The sequence below is a fragment of the Actinomadura xylanilytica genome (genome assembly GCF_030283145.1).
In the GTDB taxonomy this organism is placed as follows: Bacteria; Actinomycetota; Actinomycetes; order Streptosporangiales; family Streptosporangiaceae; genus Spirillospora; species Spirillospora xylanilytica.
The window spans coordinates 757,189-781,249 of the sequence record NZ_JASNWE010000005.1; the positions used below are offsets into that span (position 1 = coordinate 757,189).

At 74.6% G+C, this 24,061-nt stretch carries 20 protein-coding genes and 1 pseudogene; 11 read left to right on the forward strand and 10 right to left on the reverse strand.

Annotation, left to right across the window (positions count from 1 at the left end):
• Positions 1-39 precede the first annotated feature (39 nt).
• Both QP090_RS33325 and QP090_RS33330 read left to right on the forward strand, forming a co-directional pair.
• Positions 40-618, forward strand: coding sequence for a MarR family transcriptional regulator (locus tag QP090_RS33325; RefSeq protein ID WP_285943645.1), 579 nt, complete (start codon positions 40-42; stop codon positions 616-618).
• A 243-nt stretch (positions 619-861) separates the two neighbouring features.
• Complete coding sequence (locus QP090_RS33330) at positions 862-1,734, forward strand: GH25 family lysozyme (RefSeq protein ID WP_285943646.1); 873 nt, start codon at positions 862-864, stop codon at positions 1,732-1,734.
• 69 nt (positions 1,735-1,803) lie between these two features.
• Here the strand turns inward: QP090_RS33330 and QP090_RS33335 are convergent, their stop codons facing one another.
• Entirely contained in the window at positions 1,804-2,907 is a 1,104-nt protein-coding gene (locus QP090_RS33335) for an alpha/beta hydrolase (protein ID WP_285943648.1), read from the reverse strand.
• Positions 2,908-3,009: 102 nt separating this feature from the next.
• On the opposite strand from QP090_RS33335, the gene QP090_RS33340 reads away from it, so the two are divergent.
• The 5 genes and pseudogenes from QP090_RS33340 to QP090_RS33360 all read left to right on the forward strand — a co-directional run.
• Complete coding sequence (locus QP090_RS33340) at positions 3,010-3,573, forward strand: VOC family protein (RefSeq protein WP_285943649.1); 564 nt, start codon at positions 3,010-3,012, stop codon at positions 3,571-3,573.
• Between the two features lie 4 nt (positions 3,574-3,577).
• A complete protein-coding gene (locus QP090_RS33345; RefSeq protein ID WP_285943651.1) occupies positions 3,578-5,143 on the forward strand; it encodes a class I adenylate-forming enzyme family protein in 1,566 nt (521 codons plus the stop codon).
• 14 nt (positions 5,144-5,157) lie between these two features.
• Positions 5,158-5,838 carry a TetR/AcrR family transcriptional regulator gene (locus QP090_RS33350; RefSeq protein WP_285943652.1) on the forward strand — a complete coding sequence of 227 codons (681 nt, stop codon included), beginning with the start codon at positions 5,158-5,160 and terminating at the stop codon, positions 5,836-5,838.
• 69 nt (positions 5,839-5,907) lie between these two features.
• A complete protein-coding gene (locus QP090_RS33355; RefSeq protein WP_285943653.1) occupies positions 5,908-6,774 on the forward strand; it encodes a tryptophan 2,3-dioxygenase in 867 nt (288 codons plus the stop codon).
• Positions 6,764-7,798 (forward strand): annotated as a pseudogene (locus QP090_RS33360) (FAD-dependent oxidoreductase); the annotation flags it as partial. The gene QP090_RS33355 and the pseudogene QP090_RS33360, both read left to right, overlap by 11 nt.
• A gap of 199 nt (positions 7,799-7,997) precedes the next feature.
• On the opposite strand, the gene QP090_RS33365 reads toward QP090_RS33360, so the two are convergent.
• Positions 7,998-10,442 (reverse strand): FdhF/YdeP family oxidoreductase, encoded by a 2,445-nt coding sequence (locus QP090_RS33365; RefSeq protein ID WP_285943654.1) that lies wholly within the window; start codon positions 10,440-10,442, stop codon positions 7,998-8,000.
• Positions 10,443-10,607: 165 nt separating this feature from the next.
• Positions 10,608-12,038 carry a DHA2 family efflux MFS transporter permease subunit gene (locus QP090_RS33370; RefSeq protein WP_285943655.1) on the reverse strand — a complete coding sequence of 477 codons (1,431 nt, stop codon included), beginning with the start codon at positions 12,036-12,038 and terminating at the stop codon, positions 10,608-10,610.
• 121 nt (positions 12,039-12,159) lie between these two features.
• On the opposite strand from QP090_RS33370, the gene QP090_RS33375 reads away from it, so the two are divergent.
• Complete coding sequence (locus tag QP090_RS33375; RefSeq protein ID WP_329520470.1) at positions 12,160-12,420, forward strand: hypothetical protein; 261 nt, start codon at positions 12,160-12,162, stop codon at positions 12,418-12,420.
• 13 nt (positions 12,421-12,433) lie between these two features.
• Here QP090_RS33375 and QP090_RS33380 read toward each other — a convergent pair whose 3' ends face one another.
• The 3 genes from QP090_RS33380 to moaA are packed head-to-tail and all read right to left on the reverse strand — an operon-like array spanning position 12,434 to position 14,304.
• Positions 12,434-12,673, reverse strand: a complete 240-nt coding sequence (locus tag QP090_RS33380; protein WP_285943656.1) for a DUF6457 domain-containing protein — start codon at positions 12,671-12,673, stop codon at positions 12,434-12,436.
• Positions 12,674-12,718: 45 nt separating this feature from the next.
• Positions 12,719-13,285, reverse strand: coding sequence for a molybdenum cofactor guanylyltransferase (mobA, locus tag QP090_RS33385; RefSeq protein ID WP_285943657.1), 567 nt, complete (start codon positions 13,283-13,285; stop codon positions 12,719-12,721).
• 29 nt (positions 13,286-13,314) lie between these two features.
• Positions 13,315-14,304: a GTP 3',8-cyclase MoaA gene (gene moaA / locus QP090_RS33390; protein ID WP_285943658.1), complete on the reverse strand. Its 990-nt coding sequence runs from the start codon at positions 14,302-14,304 to the stop codon at positions 13,315-13,317.
• Positions 14,305-14,476: 172 nt separating this feature from the next.
• Here moaA and QP090_RS33395 point away from each other — a divergent pair, with 172 nt between their 5' ends.
• Positions 14,477-15,283, forward strand: a complete 807-nt coding sequence (locus QP090_RS33395) for an alpha/beta hydrolase (RefSeq protein WP_285943659.1) — start codon at positions 14,477-14,479, stop codon at positions 15,281-15,283.
• A 130-nt stretch (positions 15,284-15,413) separates the two neighbouring features.
• Here the strand turns inward: QP090_RS33395 and QP090_RS33400 are convergent, their stop codons facing one another.
• From QP090_RS33400 to QP090_RS33415, 4 genes are all read right to left on the reverse strand, one after another.
• Complete coding sequence (locus QP090_RS33400) at positions 15,414-16,610, reverse strand: RtcB family protein (protein ID WP_285943660.1); 1,197 nt, start codon at positions 16,608-16,610, stop codon at positions 15,414-15,416.
• Positions 16,611-16,715: 105 nt separating this feature from the next.
• Entirely contained in the window at positions 16,716-18,482 is a 1,767-nt protein-coding gene (gene selB / locus QP090_RS33405) for a selenocysteine-specific translation elongation factor (RefSeq protein WP_285943661.1), read from the reverse strand.
• Complete coding sequence (gene selA / locus QP090_RS33410) at positions 18,482-19,786, reverse strand: L-seryl-tRNA(Sec) selenium transferase (RefSeq protein ID WP_285943662.1); 1,305 nt, start codon at positions 19,784-19,786, stop codon at positions 18,482-18,484. The genes selB and selA overlap by 1 nt, the downstream gene beginning before the upstream one ends.
• A gap of 71 nt (positions 19,787-19,857) precedes the next feature.
• The gene (locus QP090_RS33415) at positions 19,858-20,517 is read right to left on the reverse strand and encodes a MarR family winged helix-turn-helix transcriptional regulator (RefSeq protein ID WP_285943663.1); all 660 of its coding nucleotides are present in this window, start codon (positions 20,515-20,517) and stop codon (positions 19,858-19,860) included.
• Positions 20,518-20,623: 106 nt separating this feature from the next.
• Here QP090_RS33415 and QP090_RS33420 point away from each other — a divergent pair, with 106 nt between their 5' ends.
• Both QP090_RS33420 and QP090_RS33425 read left to right on the forward strand, forming a co-directional pair.
• Positions 20,624-22,048 carry an MFS transporter gene (locus tag QP090_RS33420; RefSeq protein WP_285943664.1) on the forward strand — a complete coding sequence of 475 codons (1,425 nt, stop codon included), beginning with the start codon at positions 20,624-20,626 and terminating at the stop codon, positions 22,046-22,048.
• Positions 22,049-22,159: 111 nt separating this feature from the next.
• Entirely contained in the window at positions 22,160-24,046 is a 1,887-nt protein-coding gene (locus QP090_RS33425) for a propionyl-CoA synthetase (RefSeq protein WP_285943665.1), read from the forward strand.
• Positions 24,047-24,061 lie beyond the last annotated feature (15 nt).

The window sequence follows — 24,061 nt, forward strand, 5'->3', positions numbered from 1 at the left end:
TCTTGGACTTCCAATATTTGGAAGCTAAAATACTTTCCCATGCGCGACCCGGTCAAGGGCCACCAGTACGGTGGGGCGGTGCCCGGCCCCTCCTCCCCCGCCCCCTCCGAGCCCCCCGAGCCCCCCGACGCCCTCGACCCGATCGCCGAGGCGCGGCGACAGTGGAGCGCCCGGTGGCCCGAGCACGCCGACCACATGGCGGCCGTCACCTCGGTGATGCGCGCGCAGCAGCTCCTGCTGAGCCGGATCGAGGCCGTGCTCAAGCCGTACGGGCTGACCTTCGCCGCCTACGAGGCGCTCCGGCTGCTCGCCTTCGCCCGCACCGGCACGCTGCCGATGGGCAAGATGGGCGTCCGCCTGATGGTCCATCCGGCGTCGGTGACCAATGTGATCGGCCGGCTGGAGCGGCGCGGGCTGGTCGGCCGCCGCCCCTCGCCGGACGACCGCCGCGTCGTCCTCGCCACCCTCACCCCGGCGGGACGCGAGCTGGCCGAGCAGGCGACCGCGGCGCTGCACGGAACCGAGTTCGGCCTGCCCGACCTCACCGCCGCACAGGCGGCCGAGATCACCGCCGCGCTGCACGCGGTCCGCGTCTCGGTCGGCGAGGTCGCCCCCTGAGCCGGCCGGTCACCGGCGGCGCACCCGGCGCCCCACACGCACTTCCGTCCGCCTGACCCCCTGCCCGGCTGAGCGCCCGTCCGCCTGCACGCGGCACGGGCGTTCCGCCATTCACAGACCCCGACGACTCGCAGGCGATTCAGGATTTCTTTACCATACTTTTTCCGCGAAATACCGTGTGGCCGGACGCAAAACGACAATACAGAGATAAAGGATCATCCCTATTCCGCCACCCAGGGAGGTATGTTGATCCGATCGAGAAATGTCGCGCTCGCCCTGTCCGGCGTCACGGTGATGACCGCCGCGACGGCCCTCGTCCCCGGCGCCGAGGCCGCCCCCGGGTCCGGCACGAGCCCGCGCGGGGACCTGCGTCCCGGCCAGGCCTACGCCGGGGTCGGGCAGTCCCGCTCCCCCCGCTCCCAGCGGTCCCGGCTCGCCGGGACCGCCAAGGTCCCCGCAGGCCATCTGGGCGGGATGGACATCAGTAGCTGGCAGGGCAAGGTCGGCTGGAAGGCCGCCCGCGCGCTCGGCGCCCGGTTCGCCATCGCCAAGGCGACCGAGGGAAAAGGGTACAAAAACCCATATTTCCAGCAACAGTACGACGGCTCATATAAGGCCGGAATGGTTCATGGCGCCTACCATTTCGCCCTTCCAGCGGCGTCCGGTGGAAGGGCGCAGGCCGACTACTTCCTCGCCCACGGCGGCAGATGGTCGACCAATGGCCGCACCCTGCCCGGAGCCCTCGACATCGAGAACAACCCGTACGGCCGCGACGCCTGTTACGGGCTCTCCAAAAAGGCCATGGTCGCGTGGATCGGCGCCTTCACCGCCCGCTACCGCGACCGCACCGGCCGGCGTCCGCTGATCTACACCAACGCCTACTGGTGGCGGGACTGCACCGGGAACGACCGGTCCCTCGCCGCGAACCCGCTCTGGATGGCCCGCTGGCGGTCCAAGAGTCCCGCTCCCCTGCCCGGCGGCTGGAAGAAGGCCGCCGTCTGGCAGTACGACGACGCCGGCCGCTTCCCCGGCGACCAGAACGGCTTCCGGGGCACCTGGAAGGACCTGGTCGCCTTCACCAAGAAGACGGGCGCGCCCCGCGCGTCCGACCGCTGAGCACGATCTCCGGGCTCCACCCGGCGGGCCGCCCTTCCGGTCCGGAAGGGCGGCGGACCGGCGCGGCCGTCAGCGGTCGCGGACCCAGGCGGCGATGAGGTCGGCGGCCTGGGGACGGGACTCGGGGATGTAGTGCCCGTCCTTGATGAACTCCAGCCGCTTGTCCTCGGCGGCCAGGGCGCCGAAGACGGCCTGGGCGTCGCTGTCGTACACGCACTCGTCGGCGGTGGCGTGCACGACCAGGGACGGGACGGTGATCCGGGCCAGGTGCGGCGCCGCCACGCACTGCGAGGTGCGCAGGCTCCACATCGACAGCCAGGTGCGCAGCGTGCACAGCGAGCCGAGGCCGAACACGCCGTAGTTGGCCCTGGCCGGGTCGCCCTGGTAGCACCAGTTGGGCCGCCGGTCGGACGGCTCGATCGACGGATCGACCATCCGCAGGTCGGCCCAGGTGCGGTGCAGGTTGAACAGCGCGTCGCGGGCGCGGGTGCCCTTGAGGTCGTCCAGCTTGGCGAGCGCCCAGTCGGTGATGCGCTCGTTGCGGGCCCGCTGCGCGGCGCGGTAGCGGGCCTGGAACTCGGCGCTGTAAGGCGGGCCGTTCTCAGGGTTGAACGGGTCGAGCGCGGGGTCCACCGAGAGCGCGTCGGCCTCGTCGGTCACCGAGGCGTCCATCCACGCGGTGAGCACCTCGGGACGGCCCGAGTGCGCGGCGAGCGCGACGAACAGGTCGGCGGCGGGCAGGTCCGCGATGGCGTCCACGGGGCGCATCCCGGCGACCGGTGTGACGTTGGACTCGACGGCCTGCGACTGGTAGGCGGCCATGAGCGAGCCGCCGCCGGAGTTGCCGAGCAGGACGACGCGCTCGACGCCCGCCCGCTCCTTCAGCCAGCGGACGCCGACGCCGATCTCGGCGAGGGCGTGGTCGAGCAGGAAGTACGCCTCGCCGCCGCGGAAGCGGGTGTTCCAGCCGAGGAAGCCGAAGCCGCGCTCGGCCAGGTGCTCGGCCAGGTAGTGCTCGGCGAAGTCGATGTTGTAATGGGTGGCGATGAACGCCGTCTTCGGCGGCGTCCCGGCCGGGCGGTGGTAGACGCCCTGGCAGGGGTGCCCGCCGGCGCCGGCACGGCCGACCAGGGGCGACGGCAGCCCCACGAACTCCCTGACGATCTCGGTCATCGCGACCTCCTGTGCGCTGGACCCGATTCGCCCCGAAGGCTAGCGCAGATCAGAATCTGAGTTTAGATTCACTTCCAGCACTCTCGGATCGGAGGAACCGGCATGGCGGCATGGAGTAATCCCGAGTTCGCCCTCGGCGGGGTCAACCACCTGGCCCTGGTCTGCTCGGACATGAAGCGCACCGTGGAGTTCTACACCGGCGTCCTCGGTATGCGCCTGGTCAAGACCATCGACCTGCCGGACGGGGGCCAGCACTTCTTCCTCGACATGGGCGGCGGCAACCTGCTGGCGTTCTTCTGGTTCCCCGGCGCCCCCGACCCGATCCCCGGCGTCACCACCGCCGAGACCTCCCCCGGCATCGGCGACTTCGCCACCGCGGTCGGGACGATGAACCACGTGGCGATCAGCGTCCCGGAGGAGCGGTTCCTGGAGTACCGGGCCAAGCTCAAGGCCAAGGGGGTCAAGGTCGCCCCGGTCATCGACCACGACGACAGCCCCCAGGGGTTCACGCCCGAGTTCCACGACGAGGTCTACATCCGGTCCTTCTACTTCCAGGACCCTGACGGCATCCTGCTGGAGTTCGCGTGCTGGCGGCGCGAGCTGGCCCGGCCGGGCGACCTCGGGCGCGAGCCCAAGACCGCCGCCGACCGCGTGGCGAAGGCGTGAGGCGGTGCTCTCCCTCATCCACGTCCTGGAGTGGCGGGCCGCCGTCTCCCGCGACCGGACGGCGCTCACCGACGGGCGCGGCGGCGCCGGGCTGACCTTCGGCGCGCTGGCCGGTGCGGCGGACCGCGCCGCCGCCGGGTACGCGGCGGCCGGGGTGCGCCCCGGCGACGTCGTCCCGGTGATCGCACGCAACCGGGCCGGGTGGGCGGTGGCGTTCCTCGGGCTGGTCCGGGCGGGCGCGCTGCCGGCCGCCGTCAACTGGCGGCTCGCGGCGCCCGAGCTGCGCGGGCTGCTGGAGCTGATCGGGCCCACCGCGATCGTCACCGACGAGGCGTGCGCGGCGCTGGTCGGCGAGGCACTGGCGGGCACGGAGCCGGCGGGCACGGAGTCGGCGGGCACGAGGCCTGCGGGCACGGCGCCCACCGGCGGGGCGGGCGCCCGCGTGCCCGTCCTGCGGCTGGAGGACCCCCTCCCCGAGGGGCCGATGCCCGAACGCCCGGCCGAGCGGCTGCGCGGCCCCGAACCCTGCGTCCTGCTGCACACCAGCGGAACCACCGGGCTGCCCAAGCTGGTTCCGGTCACGCACCAGCAGCTCATCGGCGCGGTCACGTTCATGAAGCTGGAGGTGCCCGAGGCGGTGCCCGGCGCGCGGCATCTCAGCGCGCTGCCGCTGTTCCACACCGCCGGGCTGGCCAACCTGGTGTACACCCTGTTCACCGGCGGGCACCTGCACGTCCTGGACGGGTTCGACCCGGCCGCGTTCGTCGACGACCTGGCCGCGCGCCGGATCCAGCTCACCCAGCTCGTGCCGACGCTGATCCGGGCGGTGACCGAGGAGGTCGGGCGCCGCGCCGCGCCGCCCGACCTGTCCGACCTGGTGGAGGTCGTCTACGGGGCCTCGCCGATCGACCCCGGGCTGCTCGGGCGCGCGGTGCGGACGCTCGGCTGCCGGTTCCGGCAGAACTACGCGGCGACCGAGACCGGGCCGCTTCCGATCACCACGCTCCCGCCCGCCGACCACGACCCGGCGGCCGGCCGGCTCGCGTCCGCCGGCCGGCCGTCGCTCGGCTGGGAGGTGCGGCTCGGCGAGCACGGCGAGGTCCAGGTGCGGGGCGCGGCGCCGTTCCCCGGCTACTGGAACGACCCGGACGCCACCGCCGCGGTGACGACCGGCGACGGCTTCCACCGCACCGGCGACATCGGCGCGATCGACGCCGACGGCTACCTGACCATCGTGGACCGGCTCAAGGACATGATCGTGACCGGTGGGGAGAACGTGTACCCGGCGGAGGTGGAGGCGGTGCTGGCCGCGCACCCCGGGGTGCGGGAGGCGGCGGTGTTCGGCGTCCCGCACGAGCGGTGGGGCGAGACCGTGCACGCCGTCGTGGCGGGCGAGGACGGGCTGGACGCGGCCGAGCTGACCGCGTGGGCGCGCGAGCGGCTGGCCGGGTTCAAGTGCCCGACCGCGCTGACCTTCGCGCCGGAGCTGCCGCGCAACGCCACCGGCAAGGTCGTGAAATCGGTGCTCCGGGAGCGGCACTGGGCCGGACGGGAGCGCCGGGTGTCGTAGCCTTGTGCCCCGCCATGAAGAAGCACACGATCGTCAAGTCCGGCCCGAGCCCGGCCGCCGCCGACCGCCCGGCCAAGGCGACCCGCAAGGGCCGGGAGACCGACCGGGCCTTCCGCGACGCGGCCCGCGCGGTGTTCGCCCGCGAGGGCTACTTCAACGCCAAGATCAGCGACATCGCGGCCGAGGCGGGCAAGTCGGTCGCCTCCTTCTACAACTACTACGAGACCAAGGCCGATCTGCTGATCGCCCTGGCCGAGGAGTTCGACGAGGAGGCGACCGCGCTGGCGGTGCTGCCGTTCCGGCGCGGCCTGTCGCCCGAGGCCGCGCTGCGCGAGTCGGTGGCGGCGTTCTGGACCACCTACTCGCGGCGGCGCGGCGAGCTGATCGGGGTCTTCCAGGCGTCGATGCTCGAGGAGGAGTTCCGCGACCGGTGGCTGACGATCCGCGCGGGTGCGATCGAGCGGATCGCCGGCGAGGTCCGGCGCGCCCAGCGGGCGGGCTACTGCCCGGGCATCGACCCGGTGCTGACCGCGTCGGCGCTGTCGGCGATGCTGGAGCACTTCGCCTACATCTGGCAGGCGCAGGGCGGCGAGCGCACCGAGGCCGAGTTCGACGACGAGCGGGCCGTCGACACCCTGGCCACGATCTGGGTCAAGTCGATCTACTGGCGCGATGAGGCCGCCGCGCCCGGGTAGCGGGCCGCCCCGGGGCGGAACGATCCAATATGCTGCGAGTCACATCCGTTGTATCGCAAGGAGGCGGTCATGGCGGATTCACCCGAGACACCGGTCGGGCCGGCCCTGACCTACGGCGGCTACCTGCGGCTGGACGACCTGCTGTCCTGCCAGCGTCCACAGACCGGCGCGCACGACGAGATGCTGTTCGTGGTCATCCACCAGGTCTACGAACTGTGGTTCAAGCAGATCCTGCACGAGACCGCCCTGCTCCAGGAGCGACTGGAGGGGGGCAACAGCGCCGGGGCGCTGCACACCGCGCGCCGGATCGCCAAGATCCTCAAGACCGTGGTGGGCCAGCTCGACGTCCTGGAGACCATGACGCCCCGCCAGTTCGCCTCGTTCCGCGACGCGCTCGGCACCTCCAGCGGCTTCCAGTCGGAGCAGTTCCGGGAGGTCGAGGCCGTCCTCGGGCGGCGCTCGTTCCCGGTCTCGGACCTGCGCGACGACGAGCGGCTGCGCGCCGCGGTCGACCGCCGGTCGGTGTACGACTCGCTGCTGCGCTACCTCGCCGACCGCGGCTTCGCCGTGCCCGCCGCCGCGCTCGAGCGGGACCCCGGCACCGCCTACCGGCCCGACCCGTCCGTGCAGCGGGTGCTGCTGAAGGTCTACGCCGACGAGAACGGGCCCGCCGCCGAAGTGTGCGAGGCCCTCGTCGACGTCGACGAGGGCATCCAGGAGTGGCGCTACCGGCACGTCAAGATGGTCGAGCGCACCATCGGCGCCAAACTCGGCACCGGCGGCTCGGCGGGTGCCGACTACCTGCGCTCGACCCTGTTCACCCCGGCCTTCCCCGACCTGTGGGAGGTCCGCTCGCAGACCGAGGAGACGGCGGCGGGCGACGAGGCCGCGAAGGCGACGCGGACCGGGGAGGAGGCCGGCGCCCATGGCGGCTGAACACGGCGGGGAGCGGGTCGCGATCGTCGGCGCGGGGCTGGCGGGCTGCCTGCTGGCCGTGCTGCTCGGCCGCCGCGGCGTCCCGGTGACGGTGTACGAGCGGCGGCCCGACCCGCGGGCCGCGGGCGCCGAGCGGGGCCGGTCCATCAACCTGGCGATCTCGGCGCGCGGGCTGGCCGCGCTCGAGCAGGTCGGGCTGAAGGACCAGGCGCTGGAACGGGCGCTGCCGATGCACGGGCGGATGGTGCACCCGCTCGGCGGCGCGCAGAACTTCCAGCGGTACAGCGCGGACGGCGAGCGCGCCATCAACTCCATCGGCCGCGCCGAGCTGAACAGCTCGCTGCTCGACACCGCCGAGGCGACGCCCGGGGTGCTGCTCCGCTTCTCGCAGCGCGTCACCGGTGTGGACGCGACCGCGGGCGGGCTGCTGCTGGAGGACGCGGACGGGCGGGTGAGCACCGAGCCCGCCGACGTCGTGCTCGCCGGGGACGGGGCCTTCAGCGCCGTCCGGCGGTCGCTGCGGTTCGACGGCGACGCCGACTTCCTGGAGCACGGCTACAAGGAGCTGACGATCCCGCCGCGCGGCGGGGAGTTCGCCCTCGACCCCGACGCGCTGCACATCTGGCCGCGCGGCACCGCGATGATGATCGCGCTGCCGAACCTGGACCGGTCGTTCACCTGCACGCTGTTCTGGCCGAAGGGCGACTTCGCGGCGCTGGACACGCCCGAGCGCGTCACCGCGTTCTTCGCGGCGCACTATCCCGACGTCGCGGACCTGATGCCCGCCCTCGCCGCCGACTTCGCCCGCAACCCGGTCGGGTCGCTGGTCACGGTCCGCTGCTGGCCCTGGGTGCGGGACGGCGAGGGCGCGCTGATCGCCCTCCTCGGGGACGCGGCGCACGCCATCGTGCCGTTCTTCGGGCAGGGCGCCAACTGCGCGTTCGAGGACTGCCTCGAGATCGACCGGTGCCTGGACGAGACCGGCGGCCGGTGGGGGCCCGCGCTGGCGCTCTACCAGGAGCGGCGCAAGGCCAACACCGACGCCATCGCCGAGATGGCCCTGGACAACTTCGTCGAGATGCGCGACAGGGTGTCCTCGCCCGTCTACCGGATGACGCGGGCCGTGCAGCACGCCCTGGAGCGGCGGCTGGCGGGGCGCTACGTCTCCCGGTACGAGCTGGTGTCGTTCTCCACCGTCCCCTACGCGCGGATCCCCGCCCGGATCAGGAGGCAGAATCTGGTGCTGGCGGGCGCGGCGTCCGGCGGGGCGCTGCTGCTGGCGCTGATCCTGCGAATGCTCGGCCGGGCGGCCGGGCGGCCCCGGTCCGGACGACGGGGACGACCTCGACGGTGAGGTGCTTGGCCAGCGGCTGGCCGCTCTGCGGGCTGACGTCGCCCATCGGGCACAGCGCGTTCAGCTCGGGCATGTACCCGACCGCGCAGCCGCGCGCCACGTCGTAGGAGACCGCGCGGTAGCCGTGCACGGTGCGGCGGCTCCCGTCCTTGGCGATGCTGGTGACGTCGACGTGCTGGAACTGGGAGAGGCCGCGTTCCAGCATGTCGGCGGGGTGCATGAACACCACCGTCCGCAGGTTCTTCAGCCCCCGGTAGCGGTCGTCGTCGGAGTAGATCGTGGTGTTCCACTGGTCGTGCGACCGGACGGTCGCCAGGATCAGCCGCCCCTTGGCGGGCAGCACCTGCGGGAGGGGCGCGGCGGAGAACTCGGCGCGTCCCGACGCGGTCAGGAACACCAGCTCGCGGGCGGGCTGCGGGAGCCGGAAGCCGAGCGGCAGCCGGACCTTGCGGTTGAAGTCCTCGAAGCCGTCCAGCACCTGGGCCATCGTGTCCCGGACCCGGTCGTAGTCGCCGGCGTACTCCTCCCACGGGGTCCGACCGCCCGGCAGCGTCGCGCGCGCCAGCCCGCAGACGATGGCGGGCTCGGACCGCAGGTGCGGCGAGGCCGGGCGCTTCATCCCGTACGACAGGTGCACCATGCTCATCGAGTCCTCGACCGTGACGCCCTGCGCGGCGCCGCCGCGCCGCTCGTCCCTCTCGCTGCGGGCCAGGCAGGGCAGGATCAGCGCCTTCGCGCCGTGCACCAGGTGGCTGCGGTTCAGCTTGGTGCTGACGTGCACGGTCAGCTCGCAGTTGCGCAGCGCCTCGAAGGTGCGGGCGGTGTCGGGCGCGGCGAGCGCGAAGTTGCCGCCCATCCCGACGAACACCCGCACCTCGCCGCGGTGCATCGCCTCGGCGGTCTGGACGGTGTCGAGCCCCGGCGCGGAGGGCGGGTCGATGCCGCACACCTCGGCCAGCCGGTCCAGGAGCTGTTCGGGCGGCCGGTGGGTGATGCCGCAGGTCCGGTTGCCCTGGACGTTGCTGTGGCCGCGGATGGGGCACGGACCGGCGCCCTCGCGGCCGATGTTGCCGCGCAGCAGCAGCAGGCCGATGATCTCGCGGACGGTGTCCACGCCGTGCTCCTGCTGGGTGACGCCGAGGCACCAGGAGATGATCGTCCGCCGGGACCGCCGGTAGACGGCGGCGACCTTGCGGATCGTGGCCTCCGGGACGCCCGACTGCTCCACCAGCCGCTCCCACGGCGTCTCCTCGCACGCCCGCCGGTAGCCCTCGAAGCCGTGGGTGTAGCGGTCGATGAACTCCCGGTCGATCGCCGTGCGGTCCTTCTCCGCGGCCTCCAGCACCGCCTTGGCGACGCCGCGGATCAGCGCCATGTCCCCGCCGATCCGCGGCTGCACGCCGAGCGTGCCGGTGCGGGTGGCGTGGAAGGTGGCCATGTTCAGCGGCTCGTGCGGGACGATCGTCCGGCCCGACGCCGCCTCCGCCATCGGGTTGACGTGCACGATCTGCGCGCCGCGCCGGCGGGCGTGCGCCAGCGAGGTCAGCATCCGGGGCGCGTTTGAGGCCGCGTTGATGCCCATCACGAAGATCGCGTCGGCCTTCTCCCAGTCGGCCAGGTCCACGGTGCCCTTGGTGGTGCCGAGGGACGCGGCGAGTGCCAGGCCGCTGGCCTCGTGGCACATGTTCGAGCAGTCCGGCAGGTTGTTGGTGCCGAACTCGCGCACCCACAACTGGTAGAGGAAGGACGCCTCGTTGCTCAGCCGGCCGGAGGTGTAGAACGCCGCCCGGTCGGGGTGGTTCAGCCCGCGCAACTCCCCGCCGACCAGCTCGAACGCGTCGTGCCAGGTGATCGGGACGTACCGGTCGGACTCGGCGTCGTACACCATCGGCTCGGTGAGCCGCCCCTGGTCCTCCAGCGCGAAGTCGGTCCACTCCGACAGCTCGGCGACGGTGTGCGCGGCGAAGAACTCCGCGCCGACGCGCTTGGGCGTCATCTCCCAGGCGACGTGCTTGATGCCGTTCTCGCAGATGTCCAGGTGCAGGCCCTTGCGGTCGTCGGGCCAGGCGCAGCCGGGGCAGTCGAACCCGCCGTCCTCATGGTTCATCTTGAAGATCGCGCGCGGGCCGTCCACCGGCTCCCCGGTGCGGGCCAGCACCCTCCCCACGCTGCGCGCGGCGCCCCAGCCCGCCGAGGGGTGCTCGTAGGGCCGGTGGGAGGGCGGCCCGCCGGTGCCCGGCCCGCGGCCGGTCGCGGGCGTCCCCGGCGCGCCCCGGCTCAGCATGTCGTCGGATCCCCGCTCGTCGGCGGCCATCGGCTCCCCCTCGTCGGTCCCGTTCCTCTGCCGGTGCCTAACCCGGCGCCGCTCCGGCTACGCCCACCCGCCGTCCTGCTCTGGGCAAACCCGGCGGGCACGGCGCCGGCCGTCCGCCGTGGCGCCCCTCGGCGGGCGCGGTACGGGTGGCCGCCGTGGCGGCGGTCAGCGGGCGCGGCGCGCGAGGCGGCGGGTGGCGGCCAGGTCGGCGATCGCGGCGGCGAGGGCGGCGAGGACGAACCCCAGGATGACGATGAGGCCGTACCGGAACGCCGCCGCCCAGTCTCCGCGCGTCCCGACGGAGGCGAAGAACACCGCCCCGACCGCCGCGATGCCGGTGGCCGTCCCCAGCCGCTGCCCGGTCTGGAGCACCCCGGCCGCGCTGCCGCCCTCGGTGAAGGGCACCTCCGACAGGGTGATGGTCTGATTGGGCGAGATGACCAGGCCGCTGCCGATCCCGGCGGCCAGCAGCGGCAGCGCGGTCGCCCACGCCACCCCCCGCCCCGGCTTGAGCTCCACCGCGACCCACGCCCCGATCAGCCCCAGCGTGACCAGCACCAGGCCGAGCGCGACCAGCGGGCGCCCGTAGCGGGACACCAGCCGTCCGCCGACCGCGGCGGCGGCGCCCGACCCGAGCGCGAACGGCGTGATCGCCAGGCCCGCGCCGAGCGCGCTGTAGCCCAGCCCGTTCTGGAGGTAGAGGGTGAGGATGAAGAAGATCGCGGTGAAGCCGGCGAAGTACAGCAGCGCGATCGCCACACCGAGCGCGTACGAGCGCAGCCGGAACAGGCCCAGATCGACCATCGGCGTCCGGGCCCGCCGCTCCCAGAGCACGAACGCGGCCAGCAGCACGCCCCCGACCGGGACCAGCAGCCACTTGCGGGGGCCGTGCCACTCCTGCTCCTGGGCGAGCGGCAGCATCAGCGCGAGCACCCCGGCGCCGAGCAGCACCAGCCCGAGCGGGTCCAGGCCGCGCCGCTCGCCGTAGACGGGCGACGGCAGCAGCCGCCACGCCAGCACCAGCGCCACGGCGCCGACGGGGACGTTGACGTAGAACACCCACCGCCAGCCCTCGTCGACCCCCGCGACGGCGATCAGCGCGCCGCCGGTCAGCGGTCCGACCGCGGTGGCGATGCCGATGGTCGCGCCGAGCGCCCCGAACGCCTTCCCCCGGTCGGCGCCCTGGAAGAGCTGCTGGATGAAGCCCGCCACCTGGGGATTGAGCACGCCGCCCGCCACCCCCTGGACCAGCCGCGCGAGGATCAGCAGCGGCATGGAGGGGGCGATCCCCGCGCACGCGCTGGAGACCGTGAACAGCGCCAGCCCGCCCATGAACACCGCGCGGCGGCTGCGGGCGTCGCCGAGCCGCCCGGACGGCACCAGCACCAGCCCGAACGTCAGCGCGTACCCCGACAGGATCCACTGGAGGCCGGCCTCGGAGGCGTGCAGCCCGTCGCGGATCGAGGGCAGCGCGACGTTGACGATGCTCACGTCCAGCAGCGTCATGAAGGCCGCCACCAAGCAGACCGAGAGCGCCTGCCAGCGGCGGGCGTTCCCGTCCGCCGGGCCGGGCGCACGGCTGGCCTCGGTACGCACGAGCTGGTCTTGTCCGGGAATCTTCCTGGTCAAACGCCCTGATCGGGAAACCCGGGGCCGCGGGCCCGGCCCGGCGGCGGCCGGATTTCCCGGTGCGCCGCCGGTGTGCCATCGTGGGCCGGTGACCGCCATCCCGCCGGAGCCCGGCGCCGACGAGCTCCAGTGCTCCGCCAAGGACTGCCGCGCCGACGCCGTGTGGGCCCTGCGCTGGAACAATCCCAAGATCCACACCCCGGAGCGGCGGAAGGTCTGGCTCGCCTGCGGCGGGCACCGGGCGAGCCTGTCGGCCTTCCTCGACCGCCGCGGCTTCCTGCGCGACGTGGTGCCCGTCGCCGATCGCGACCTCCCGGCGGCCTCGCAGGGAGCCTCGGACCCGGCCTGACCCCGGCGCGCGATCAGCCGTCCGTGCCGGCCCAGCCCTCCGCCATCGCGGTGAGGCGCGCGGCGGCCTCCCGGGCGTCGGCGCCGCGCCCGACCGCGAGCCCCAGCAGGAACGCGGTCAGCGGCGCGCCCGGCCGGGCCACCCCGTGCGCGACGTCACGGGCCAGGTCGAGCACCAGATCGCGGTCGACCTCGCCGCGGCCGAGCCCGAGTTCGAGGCAGGCCGCCTCGATCCATTCCTCCAGCACCGGCATCCTCCCCTTCGTCCCGGCGGTGGTCGCCGGGTCACTCTCGCACGATCAGGCCGGTTCCCCGCCGGACCCCGCCACACGCTCGGCGTGGTCGAGCGCCTCGGGCGTGTCGCAGTCGTACCAGGGCGGACGGTCCCGGCACTCCAGCGCGACCCGCACGGGTTCCAGCGGCGCGAGCAACCCGCGCAGCGAGCCGCCCTCGTAGACGTCCAGCGCCGCGCGCAGCGGCGCGGTGCGCCAGCATCCGGCCAGCCACTGCTCACGGCCGCCGTCGTCGACGAGCACGGCGCCGGGGGCGTCCGCGCGGTGCGCCTCGGCCAGCAGGGCCGCCAGGTGCGGGGGGCGCAGGAACGGGAGGTCGGCGGCGAGCAGCGCCGCCCAGGGCGCCCGCACCTCGGCCAGCCCGGCGCGCAGGGCCGGGACGGGACCCGCGCCGGGCGGGTCCTCGCGCACGACGACCACGCCGGGCAGCCCGGGGCGCGGCGGCCCCACCACCACCAGCCGGGCGGCCCCGGCGGCGGCGCCGGCCACCCAGGCGATCAGCGGCCGGCCGCCGACCGGGGCAGCGGGCTTGTCGGCGCCGCCGAGCCGCCGGGCGCGCCCGCCCGCGAGCACGACGGCGTCGAACGGGCCGGCGGTGATGGTCAGCCCCCGATCGCCGACATGGGCCGGGCGGGCTGGAGGAAGGCGGGGTCGTCGATGCCGTGCCCGGCGCGCTTGGCGCGCACCGCGGCGCGCCACCGCCCGGCGAGGTCGGCGTCGGACGCACCGCCGCGCAGCGCGTCGCGCAGGTTGGACTCCTCGGTCGCGAACAGGCAGTTGCGGATCTGCCCGTCGGCGGTGAGCCGGACCCGGTCGCACGCGCCGCAGAACGGGCGGGTCACCGATCCGATCACGCCGACCCGGCCGGGTCCGGCGCCGATCAGGAAGTCCTCGGCCGGGGCGCTGCCGCGCGCGCCGGCCTCGTCCGGCGTCAGCGCGAAGGCCGCGCCGAGCAGCTCCAGGATCTCGTCCGCGGTGATCATGCCGTCGCGGGTCCAGCCGTGCTGGGCGTCCAGCGGCATCTGCTCGATGAACCGCAGCAGGTAGCCGTGGTCGAGGCAGTAGCGCAGCAGCGGGACCGCCTCGCGGTCGTTGACGCCGCGCATCAGCACCGCGTTGACCTTGACGGGCCGCAGCCCGGCGTCCCGCGCCGCGGCGAGCCCCTCGAGGACGTCGTCCAGCCGGTCGCGGTGCGCGAGCCGCTTGAAGACCTCGCGGTCGAGGGTGTCGAGCGAGACGTTCACCCGGTCGAGCCCCGCGTCCGCGAGCGGCCCGGCCAGGCGCGCGAGCCCGATGCCGTTGGTGGTCAGCGAGATCCGGGGGCGCGGGCGGAGCGCGGCGGTGCGCGCCACGATGCCGGTGACGCCGCGCCGGAGCAGCGGCTCGCCACCGGTGAAGCGGACCTCGGTGACGCCGAGCTCCTCGACGCCGATCGCGACCAGCCGCACCAGCTCGTCATCGGTGAGAAGCTCGGGCTTGGGCAGCCAGTCGAGCCCCTCTGGCGGCATGCAGTAGGCGCACCGGAGGTTGCACCGGTCGGTGAGGGAGACCCGCAGGTCGGTGGCGGTACGACCGAAGGTGTCGACCAGCACGGGCGCCCCTTTCCTACCGGTGGGCGGCGACCCCGCCCGGTTGACGCGGAAGGTCCCAGCCTATGCGGCGGTTGACGATCCGCTCCCGCGCGGGGGACGGTAGCGGCCTGATCATCGGCGGATTCACGGAGGGCTCCCGGACGGCGGCCCTCCCGCCACACGGGAGGTACGGGTGACCACGCCACGTGAATGGGAGTTCGCGGGAGCACGGGGAGCCGTCACGGCCCGCGCCTGGACCGGCGGAAGCCCCCGCTACACCGCGCTCCTGGTGCACGGCTACGGTGAGCACCTCGGCCGCTACCAGCATGTGGCCGACGCGCTGGTGCGGCACGGCGCCGCCGTCTGCGGCCCCGACCACGCCGGGCACGGCCGCTCCGCGGGCGAACGCGTCCTGATCGACGACGTCGAGGACCTGGTCGCCGACGTGCACGCGGTCGCCGGGGCGGCCCGGTCCGACCACCCCGAGCTGCCGGTGGTGCTGATCGGCCACTCGATGGGCGGGCTGGTCGCCGCCCGCTACGCGCAGCTGCACGGCGCCGGGCTCGCGGCGCTGGTGCTGTCGGGCCCGGTCATCGGCCGGTGGGACGTGCTGACCACGCTCCTCGCGCTGGAGGAGATGCCCGACGTGCCGATCGACCCGGCCGCCCTGTCCCGCGACCCCGCGGTCGGCCGCGCCTACGCCGCGGACCCGCTCATCTGGCACGGCCCGTTCAAACGCGCCACCGTCCGGGCGCTGGACGCGTGCATCACCCGGGTCAACGAGCACGGCTCGCTCGGCACGCTGCCCACCCTGTGGGCGCACGGCTCCGACGACGGCGTGGTCCCCATCGAAGGCAGCCGCACCGGCATCGAGGCGGTGCGCGGCGGCGACCTCACCGAGCGGGTCTACCCGGGTGCACGGCACGAGATCTTCAACGAGACCAACCGCGACGAGGTCCTCGCCGACGTCACCGCGTTCATCGACCGCGCCCTCGCCTGACGGGCGGTGACGGGCCGCAGCCCGATGACGGTGTGCTCGCGGCCGTTCAGCCGTACCGTCCGGCGGTGCAGCTTCAGGCCGTCGGCAGCGGCCCGCGCGGTCGCGGGCCGCTGCTCTTTGCCCATCTCCCTCAACCGCCCTTTACGCAGACGAGCTGGCGCAGGTGCGCGACGACCTCGACCAGGTCGGACTGCGCCGCCATTACCGACTCCAGGTCCTTGTAGGCGCCGGGGATCTCGTCGAGCACGCCCCCGTCCTTGCGGCACTCCACGCCCTCTGTCTGCGCGATCAGGTCGTCGACGGTGAACGACTTGCGGGCCTTGTTGCGGCTCATCCGGCGGCCCGCGCCGTGCGAGGCCGAGTTGTAGGACTCCTCGTTGCCGAGCCCGCGCACGATGTAGGTGCCGGTCGCCATCGAGCCCGGGATGATGCCGAGCTCGCCGCCGCCCGCGCGGATCGCGCCCTTGCGGGTGACCAGCAGCTCGACGCCCCCGTAGACCTCCTCGGCCACGTAGTTGTGGTGGCAGGAGATGATCTGGCCCCAGCCGCAGCGCTTCTCGCCGAACTGCCGGGTCAGCACGCCCTGCGCGAGCGCCATCATGACGGCGCGGTTGCGGCGCGCGTACTCCTGCGCCCAGAACAGGTCGCGGCGGTAGTCGTCCATCTTGGCGGTGCCGGCCAGGAAGACCGCCAGGTCCTTGTCGGGCAGGTCCTGGTTGTGCGGTAGCTTCTGCGCGGCCTCGATGTGGTGCGAGGCGAGCTCGTTGCCGATGTTGCGCGACCCCGAGTGCAGCACCAGCCAGATCGCGCCCTCGCCGTCGGCGCAGACCTCCAGGAAGTGGTTGCCGCCGCCGAGCGTCCCCATCTGGCCGCGGGCGCGGCCGAGCCGCCCCCGCACGGCGGGGTGGAGGTCGTCGAACTCCTTCCAGAAGTCGTACCAGCCGCGCTCCTTCAGGCCCGGGAGCCCGGACGGGTCGACCGCGTTCTTGTGCGAGCCGCGGCCGACCGGGATCGCCTTCTCCAGGCGGGAGCGCAGCGGCGCGAGGTCGTCGGGCAGGTCCTCGACCGTGAGCGCCGACTTCGCCGCGGTCATCCCGCAGCCGATGTCGACGCCGACGGCGGCCGGGGACACCGCGTCGCGCATCGCGATCACCGAGCCGACCGTCGCGCCCTTGCCGTAGTGCACGTCGGGCATCACGGCCAGGCCCTCGATCCAGGGCAGGGCCGACACGTTCCTGAGCTGGTCGAGCGCGAGGTCCTCGACCTCGGCGGGGTCGGTCCACATCCGGATCGGAACGCGACCGCCCTTGAGCGTCTGGTGCGGCATAGCTGTTTCTCTCCGTCGATATGGGGGACCCGAACCATGATCTATAACGCCAGAAGACCCCTACCCCGTTCAACCGGTTTTCCGCTCCCGGCCGGGACGGGGCGGTCAGGACGGGGCGTCGCCCGGGACCTTGCGGCCCGCGCCGACCCGCTCGGTCAGGCCCAGGCCGTCCAGGTGCTCCAGCAGGGCGATCACGACGCGGCGGCTGGTGCCGAGGGCGGCGCGGGCCTGGCCCGGCGTGAACGGCTGCGGCAGCTCCGACAGGACGCGCAGCGCCTCGCGGTCGGCGCCGGGCAGCAGGACGACGCCGTCGCCGAGCCGGAGCAGCGCACCGGCCCGTCCCGCGGCGGCCAGGCCGTGGCCGGTGAGTCCCAGCTCGGTGAGGCGCTCGGCCGTGGGCGCGCCGAACGGCGCCGCCGCCAGGTCGGCGCGGAGCCGGTCGAGCGCGCCGCTCAGCTCCGGGGGCAGCGCGGGCGCGGGCCCGTACACCCGGCCCGCCTCCAGCCGGAGGGGCGGCCGGACGAGCGCGGTGACCAACCGCCGGGCTGGCAGCCCGAGGCGCAGCCGGGCGGCCTCCAGCGGGACGCCGGGGGCCAGCGGGCGGTCGGCGGCGTGCCGGCGGGTCTCCTCGGTGAGGCGGCCGTGCAGCGCCTCCCAGTGCGCGGGGTCGGCGAACCACTCGTCGCCGAGGGCGACGGCGCCGGATGGCGGGGCGCAGCCCATCACGGCGAGGTCGGAGCGGCGCAGCACGCCGTGCCGGCGGAGCACCACCGAGCCGTCCGGACGGTCCGGCCAGGAGGCCAGCTCGCGGGCGCGGGCGGCGCCGGCGCCACGGCGCACCAGCGTCGGGGGCCGCACGTCAAGGACGCTCACCCCCGCGACGGCACGCCGCCCCGGGTCGCGCAGCAGCGCGGTGTCGCCGACATGGAGGGGCAGCCGCGCGTTCAGCGTGAGGCGGGCGGTGTCGGGGCCGAGCGGGCGGAGCCGCACCGGCACGGCGGCCGAGCCGATGTGCAGGATCATCTGGCGGGCCAGCCGCCCGGACGCCTCGCCGAACCGGGTCCGCACGTCGACGCTGGTGGTGTGGGTCCAGCTGTCGGGGGTGACCAGCGCCATGCCGCGCGCGACGTCGTCGCGGCGGGCCCCGCGCAGGTTGAGCGCGACCCGCGCCACCCCGCGCACCGAGTCGCGGGACTCCCTGGCCGACTCGACGGCGCGGACCGTGACCCGCTCGCCCGCGGGCAGCAGGACCAGCTCGTCGCCCGTGCGGACGGTGCCGGCGGCGAGCGTGCCGGTGACCACGGTGCCGCTGCCGGCGACGGTGAACGCGCGGTCGACCCAGAGCCGGACGGGACCGTCCGGGCCCGGGACGGGCAGCCGCGCGGCGAGCCGGTCGAGGGCGGCGGTGAGCTCGTCCATCCCGGCGCCGGTGACGGTGCTGACGGCGACGGCCTCGACCCCGCTCAGCCCGGTCGTGGCGAGCCGGTCGCGGGCCTGGCGGAGCGCGAGCCTCGGGTCGGCGAGGTCGGACCGGGTCACCACCAGGACCCCGTGCCGGACGCCGAGGGCGTCCAGGGCCGCCAGGTGCTCCTCCGACTGCGGCATCCAGCCCTCGTCGGCGGCGACCGCGAGCAGCACCGCCGGGACGGGCCCGGCGCCGGCGAGCATGGTGGTGACGAACCGCTCGTGCCCGGGGACGTCCACGAAGGCGAGCCGCTCCCCCGACGGCAGGTCGGTCCAGGCGAATCCGAGGTCGAGGGTCAGGCCCCGGCGGCGCTCCTCGGCGAGCCGGTCGGGCTCCATGCCGGTGAGGGCGCGGACGAGCGCGGACTTGCCGTGGTCGACGTGCCCCGCGGTGACGACGACCTGCATCAGTTCCCTTCCAGGGAGGCGAGGACCGCGGCGCGGATCCGGGAGTCGTCGGCCGGGTCCACCGAGCGCAGGTCGAGCAGCAGCCGCCCGTCCTCGACCCGGCCGATCACCTGGCGGGCGCGCAGCGGGGCCGCGCAGCCGTCCGGCAGCGACACCGCCGCGCTCGGCAGCTCGACGCCGGGGGCACCGCCCCCGCCGACGACCGCCGTGCTGCCGACCGCGCGGGCGTCGGCGCCGGCGGCCGACAGCGCGCGGGCGAGGTCCTCGGCGCGGGCGCGCAGCCCGGGGGCCGCGGCGTGCAGCATCGCGGCCACCGGGGGCTCGGGGCCGCGCAGGGTCGCCTCCAGCGCCGCGAGGGTCATCTTGTCGACGCGCAGCGCCCGGTACAGGGGGTGGCGGCGCAGCCGCGCGACGATGTCGCGGTCGCCGAGCAGCAGGCCCGCCTGCGGCCCGCCGAGGAGCTTGTCGCCGCTGGCGGTGACCAGCGCGGCGCCGGCCGCGAGCGCGGACGCGGCGTCGGGCTCGCCGGGCAGCGCCGGGTCGGGCGCCAGCAGCCCGGAGCCGATGTCGGCGACGACCGGGACGCCGAGCGGCGCGAGGTCCCGCACGGCGGCCTCGGCGGTGAAGCCCTCGATCCGGAAGTTGGACGGGTGGACCTTCAGGATGAACCCGGTGCCGGGGCCGACCGCGGCGGCGTAGTCGGCGGCGGTGGTGCGGTTGGTGGTGCCGACCTCGCGGAGCCGCGCGCCGGTGGCCGCCAGCAGGTCGGGGAGCCGGAATCCGTCGCCGATCTCGACCAGCTCGCCGCGGCCGATGACGATCTCGCGGCCGGCGGCGAGGGCGGTCGCGGCCAGCACCAGCGCGGCGGCGTTGTTGTTGACGACCTGCGCGTCGCCGGCCGCCGGGCAGGCCGCACGCAGGGCGGCGAGCGCGCCCCGGCCGCGCGGGCCGCGGCGGCCGGAGGGCAGGTCGTACTCGACGTCGGAGCAGCCGGAGGCCGCCGCGACCGCGGCGCGGGCGGCGGTCGACAGCGGCGCCCGGCCGAGGTTGGTGTGCAGCAGCACGCCGGTGGCGTTCACCACCGGCCGCAGCGACGCGGCGTGCTCGGGCAGCGCGGCGAGCGCGGCCGAGGCGACGTCGCCGGGCGGGATCTCGCCCGCGCGGGCGCGGCGCTGGGCCGCCGCGACCGCGGACTTGACGATCTCGCGGCCGAGCCGGCGGGACGCGTCCGCCAGCCGGGGGTCGCCGAGGACGGCATCGGTACGGGGCACGTCTCTCCGGGGGTCGCGCAGACGAAGGTCCACGGCAGGTAAGCCTAGGGAGCGCAGGGCCCGTCGCGAAAGCCGAACGGGTCCACACTCCGAGATCGCCTATCTCACATCCGCGGGCGGGCCCGCGGGCGGTCCGGACCGTCAGCGGCCCATCCGGCCGTCCCCGGCCCCGTCCCAGCGCCCGAACCCGTGCCGGCGCCCGAACCCGTGCCGGCGCCCGAACCCGTGCCGGCGCCGGGACCCGGGAGGGCCGCGCACCCGCCGCCGAGCGACTCGGAGTGCGCGACAAAGTCGTCGACCATCCGGTGGACGAGGCCGGCGAGCAGGCCGCGCTCCTCGGGCGACCAGCCGGCGAGGGCCTCGTCCATCCACTGCCGCCCGACCGCGCGGACGCACTCCAGCGCCTCGCGGCCGGCGTCGCAGAGCCGCACCCCCTGGGCCCGGCCGTCGAGCGGATCGGGCACGCGCTCGACGTAGCCGATCTTCTCCAGGCGCTGGACCAAGCGGGTGACGTGCGGCGCCTCGACCGCCAGCCGGACGGCCAGCTCGCTCGGGCGCATCGGCGCGCCGTTGTCGGCCAGCGCCCGCAGCAGCGGCACCGCCGCCCGGTCGACCGGGACGCCGGCGGCGGCGACCGTCCGGTCGTGCTGCTTGTTCCGGGTGAGCATGTGCGAGATCCGGGCGATCGCCCGCTCGATCTCCACGATGTCGCGCGGCACGTCGGCGTCGCGGGGGGTGCCCGCCGGGCGGTGCGGTGACGGCATGTGACCCACCTTACAGCCTGATTACTTAAGTTAAGTAAGTAGAATCTCCCCCGTCACGAAGGCACTCCCCCCGCCGGCGCCCCGCCCGGCCCCCACTGGAGGTCACATGTCCGGCGCACCCACCGTGACGCCCGAAAGACCCGGTCCGTCCGGGCCGGCCGTGCACACCGGTCTCACGCTGCTGGCGCTCGCCACCGCCGGGATGGTCGTCTCGGTGCAGCAGACCCTGGTGATCCCGCTGCTGCCCCGGCTGATGGAGCGCTTCGACGCCTCGGTCACCTCGGTCACCTGGGTCTTCACCGCCTCGCTGCTGGCCGGCGCGGTCGCCACCCCGCTGCTGTCGCGCTTTGGCGACATGTACGGCAAGAAGAAGATGATCCTGCTGGCCATGGGCCTGCTGGTGCTCGGCTCGGTGATCTGCGCGCTCTCGGGGTCGCTCGGCGTGCTGATCGCCGGCCGTACCCTCCAGGGCACCTCCTCGGCGCTGATCCCGCTGGCCATCGGGATGATCCGGGACACCTTCCCACGCGAGCGGGTCACCACCGCGATCGGCATCGTCAGCGCCACCATGGGCGTCGGCGGCACCATCGGCATGATCGTCACCGGCCTGATCGCCGACCGCACCGAGAGCCACCACCCGATGTTCTGGATCGCGGCCGGCCTGGCCGCCGCGGGACTGGTGCTCATCGCGGTCAGCGCGCCCGACGTGGGTGTCCGGACCGGCGGGCGGCCCGACCTGCTCGGCGCCGCGGTGCTGGCCGGATGGCTGGTCTGCCTGCTGCTGGCCATCAGCGAGGGCAACCAGTGGGGCTGGACGTCGGGCGGCGTGCTCGGGCTGTTCGGCGGCGCCGCGGTGCTCTGCGCCGCCTGGGTGCTGATCGAGACGCGGGTGCGCGAGCCGCTGGTGCGGCTCGGCCTGCTGGTCGGCGCCAAGTCGCTGTCGGCCAACCTCGCCTCGGCGCTGCTCGGCTTCTCGATGTTCGCCGCGTTCACGCTGATCTCCAGCTTCGTCCAGTCGCCCGCGGACAAGATCGGGTACGGGCTGAGCGGCTCGGTCCTGGACGTCGGCCTCTACATGCTGCCGAGCACGGTCACCATGCTGCTGTTCTCCGCGCTCGCCGGGCGGATCGCGGGCCGGATCGGGGCCGCGCACACGCTGGCCATCGGGTCGCTGTTCGCGGGGCTGAGCTACGTGTGGCTCGCGGTCTCCAACGAGCACGGGTACGACATGCTCGCGTTCAGCACGATCCAGGGCGTCGGGTTCGGCATCGCCTACGCGGCGCTCGGCACGCTCGCCGTGCAGCACGTCCCGATGGACCAGAGCGGCATCGCCAGCGGCATCAACTCGCTGGTCCGCACCGCCGGGGGCAGCGTCGCGGGCGCGGTCACCGCCTCCATCCTCGCCGGGCGGGTCATCGCCGGGACGTCGGTCCCGTCCCTCGACGCCTACGAGCTGTGCTTCTGGATCGTGGCGGCCGGCGCGGGCCTGGCCTCCCTCGTCGCGCTCGGGAACGGCCTGCGGCACCGCTGAGCGGACGCGGCCCGGCGCGGGCACTTGACGAACCAGCCCCTGGGCAGGCCCTATAGGGGTGCGCCCCGGCAAGGCGGCCGGGGCAGGGGACCGCACCGGAGGACGAGGACCATGGGCGCCTACGAGGCCGCGTACGAGCGCAGCATCGCCGACCCGACCCGGTTCTGGGGGCTGGCCGCGCGGGACGTCCGCTGGCTCGTGCCCCCGGACCGGGTGCTCGACGACGGGGCGCCGCCGTTCCACCGCTGGTTCACCGGCGGCGAGCTGAACACCTGCGACAACGCCCTGGACCGGCACGTCGAGGAGGGCCGCGGCGACCAGGCCGCGCTGATCTACGACAGCCCGGTCACCGGCACCGTGCGCACCTACACCTACGCCGAGCTGACCGACCTGGTGGCGCGGTTCGCGGGAGCGCTGCGCGACCTCGGCGTCGACCGCGGCGACCGGGTGGTCGTCTACCTGCCGATGGTGCCGGAGGCGATCGTGGCGATGCTGGCCTGCGCCCGGCTCGGCGCGGTCCACTCGGTGGTCTTCGGCGGGTTCGCGGCGCGCGAGCTCGCGGCGCGCATCGACGACGCGCGGCCCAAGGCGGTCGTGTCGGCGTCCTGCGGCATCGAGGCGGGCCGCGTCGTCGCCTACAAGCCGCTGCTGGACGAGGCGCTGGAGCTGGCCTCGCACAAGGTGGACCACTGCGTCGTCCGGCAGCGCTCGCAGCTGCACGCCGACCTCGTGCGCCCGCGCGACGTGGAGTGGGACGAGGCCGTCGCTCGCGCCGAACCGGCCGGCTGCGTGCCGGTGGCGGCCACCGACCCCCTCTACATCCTGTACACCTCGGGCACCACCGGCCGCCCCAAGGGCGTCGTCCGCGACAACGGCGGGCACGCGGTCGCGCTGCGCTGGTCGATGGAGAACATCTACGGCGTCGGCCCCGGGGACGTGTTCTGGGCCGCGTCCGACGTCGGCTGGGTCGTCGGGCACTCCTACATCGTGTACGCGCCGCTGCTGACCGGCTGCACCACCGTGCTGTACGAGGGCAAGCCGGTCGGCACGCCCGACGCGGGGGCGTTCTGGCGGGTCGCGGCCGAGCACCGGGTCAAGGCGCTGTTCACGGCGCCGACCGCGATCCGGGCGATCAAGAGGGAGGACCCCGGCGGGGAGCTGCTCGCGCAGTACGACCTGTCGGCGCTCGACACCCTGTTCCTGGCCGGCGAGCGGCTCGACCCCGACACCTACCACTGGGCGTCCCGGGTGCTGGACCGGCCCGTCATCGACCACTGGTGGCAGACCGAGACCGGCTGGCCGATCGCGGCGAACCCGCGCGGGCTCGAGCCGATGCCGGTCAAGGCGGGCTCGCCCTCGGTCCCGGTGCCCGGCTTCGACGTGCGGGTGCTCGGCCCGGACGGGGCCCCCGTGGAGGACGGGACCGACGGCGACATCGTGCTGCGGCTGCCGCTGCCGCCCGGCTCCCTGCCCACCCTCTGGCACGACGACGAGCGGTTCGTCGAGTCCTACCTGACCAGGTACCCCGGCCACTACCTCACCGGCGACGGCGGTCACCGCGACCCCGACGGCTACCTGTGGGTGATGGGCCGCACCGACGACGTGATCAACGTGGCCGGGCACCGGCTGTCCACCGGGACGATGGAGGACGTCATCGCCGCGCACCCGGCGGTCGCCGAGTGCGCCGTCATCGGCGTGCACGACGCGGTCAAGGGCCAGGTGCCGCGCGGCCTGGTGGTGCTCAAGAACGGTGTCCTCGCCGAGCCCGGCGAGCTGGCCGCCGAACTGGTCGCCATGGTGCGCGAGCAGGTCGGCCCGGTCGCCGCGCTGAAGGAGGTCGCGGTGGTGCCGGCGCTGCCCAAGACCCGGTCGGGCAAGATCCTCCGCGGCACGATGCGCGGCATCGCCGACGGCCGCGAGGTGACGGTGCCGTCCACCATCGAGGACCCCGAGGTGCTGGACCGCCTCCGCCCCGTGCTGCGCCCCGCGGCCGACTGACCGCGCGGCCCTGCC

Coding starts and splice junctions, on each gene's coding strand:
- QP090_RS33340 (WP_285943649.1), top strand. CDS start 3,010: ATGGCGGCATGGAGTAATCCCGAGTTCGCCCTCGGCGGGGTCAACCAC.
- QP090_RS33380 (WP_285943656.1), bottom strand. CDS start 12,673: ATGCCGGTGCTGGAGGAATGGATCGAGGCGGCCTGCCTCGAACTCGGG.
- QP090_RS33355 (WP_285943653.1), top strand. CDS start 5,908: ATGGCGGATTCACCCGAGACACCGGTCGGGCCGGCCCTGACCTACGGC.
- selB (WP_285943661.1), bottom strand. CDS start 18,482: ATGCAGGTCGTCGTCACCGCGGGGCACGTCGACCACGGCAAGTCCGCG.
- QP090_RS33415 (WP_285943663.1), bottom strand. CDS start 20,517: ATGCCGTCACCGCACCGCCCGGCGGGCACCCCCCGCGACGCCGACGTG.
- QP090_RS33350 (WP_285943652.1), top strand. CDS start 5,158: ATGAAGAAGCACACGATCGTCAAGTCCGGCCCGAGCCCGGCCGCCGCC.
- QP090_RS33365 (WP_285943654.1), bottom strand. CDS start 10,442: ATGGCCGCCGACGAGCGGGGATCCGACGACATGCTGAGCCGGGGCGCG.
- QP090_RS33400 (WP_285943660.1), bottom strand. CDS start 16,610: ATGCCGCACCAGACGCTCAAGGGCGGTCGCGTTCCGATCCGGATGTGG.
- QP090_RS33325 (WP_285943645.1), top strand. CDS start 40: ATGCGCGACCCGGTCAAGGGCCACCAGTACGGTGGGGCGGTGCCCGGC.
- QP090_RS33420 (WP_285943664.1), top strand. CDS start 20,624: ATGTCCGGCGCACCCACCGTGACGCCCGAAAGACCCGGTCCGTCCGGG.
- QP090_RS33335 (WP_285943648.1), bottom strand. CDS start 2,907: ATGACCGAGATCGTCAGGGAGTTCGTGGGGCTGCCGTCGCCCCTGGTC.
- QP090_RS33330 (WP_285943646.1), top strand. CDS start 862: ATGTTGATCCGATCGAGAAATGTCGCGCTCGCCCTGTCCGGCGTCACG.
- QP090_RS33425 (WP_285943665.1), top strand. CDS start 22,160: ATGGGCGCCTACGAGGCCGCGTACGAGCGCAGCATCGCCGACCCGACC.